The sequence below is a fragment of the Deinococcus radiopugnans ATCC 19172 genome, assembly GCF_006335125.1.
In the GTDB taxonomy this organism is placed as follows: domain Bacteria; phylum Deinococcota; class Deinococci; order Deinococcales; family Deinococcaceae; genus Deinococcus; species Deinococcus radiopugnans.
This window is the reverse complement of record NZ_VDMO01000066.1, coordinates 1-1171: the sequence shown is the minus strand read 5'-3', so window position 1 is coordinate 1171 and position 1171 is coordinate 1. Positions and strand designations below refer to the sequence as shown.

Sequence of the window (1171 nt, the reverse complement as noted above, 5' to 3'; positions counted from 1 at the left end):
CCAGACGGCGGGAAGGTCACCTTCCGGTCTGTCCCTCGACAGAAACGAGAAATGGCGGTGTTTTGAGGTGTGAAGCCACCAAAACCCGCCGCCTCACAGGCTACCGAACTTACCGCTCATTTCAAAGCCTGCGTGCCTTCGCTCCGCATCGACACGCATCAGCGTGCCGTCGACGTTGTCCTGGCCATGATCATGGCCCAGAGCGTCAACCACCGCGATCTCGGTCCGCATCTCCCTGGCACCAGTTCTCCTGAAGCCAAGAAGCGGCGCGTGGAACGCGCCGTCCACGATGAGCAACTCACGGCTCAGGTCTTCCTGGCCCTGCTGCTGGTTCATCTTCCCCCAGGCAAGATTCTGATGAGCGTGGACCGCACGACCTGGGAACACGGGGATGCTCCGCTTAACCTCCTGGTCCTGGGTGCAGTCGTCCATGGGTTTACCATTCCTCTCGTCTGGGTGGCCCTGGATCACACCGGCAACAGCGACACCCGTGCACGCATGTGGCTGGTGTTGAGACTGTTGGAGGCCCTTCCAGCGCGACGCTGGAAGGGCCTGGTGGCGGACCGGGAGTTCATCGGGGCCGAGTGGTTTCGTTTCCTGCGCCGGAAAGGGATTCGCCGGGCCATTCGGATTCGGAAGGACACGGTGCTCGACGAACTGTCAGCAGACGAGTGGTTCGGCGAGCTACAGCCCGGTCAGTTCCGGATGATCGCGGAGCGGACCACGGTTTTCGGTGAATCCATGCGGGTGGTGGCCACCAGGTCACCCGCAGGTGACCTGGTGATCATCGCAACGGACTTTCACGTGTGGGAAACATGGCAGCTGTACAAGCTTCGCTGGACCATCGAGTCCACATTTGGCTCGCAAAAGTCACGGGGCTTCGATCTGGAACGGACTGGAGTCACGGATCCCAGACGGTTAGAGCGACTGTTCGGGCTGGTGACCCTGGCCTGGTTAGCTTGCCTGCGGGTGGGCGTCTGGCGGCATGAGGCGAAACCGATCCGGGTGCTGGCCCATGGCCGCAAGGCCATGAGCGTGGTGCGCTACGGCTCGGAAGAACTGCGCCATGTGCTGCGGTGGGTTCCGAAGAGAATCAGCGAGATCCTACACGTCTTGATATGCCCTTTTCCCGCACTGGGACAGCCGGAAACTGAAGTTGTCAGCTACTGAG

Annotated in this window: 1 protein-coding gene; it reads left to right on the top strand. The window is 61.3% G+C overall.

Features of this window, described 5'->3' with window-relative positions; all coding sequences use genetic code 11:
* The first annotated feature begins 186 nt into the window (after nucleotides 1-186).
* On the top strand, nucleotides 187-1170 hold the full coding sequence (locus tag FHR04_RS20670) for an IS4 family transposase (RefSeq protein WP_139405053.1): 984 nt from the start codon (nucleotides 187-189) through the stop codon (nucleotides 1168-1170).
* Nucleotide 1171 lies beyond the last annotated feature (1 nt).

What these genes read in the sequence shown, in the direction of transcription:
- FHR04_RS20670 (WP_139405053.1), top strand. Translation starts at nt 187, where the DNA reads ATGATCATGGCCCAGAGCGTCAACCACCGCGATCTCGGTCCGCATCTC.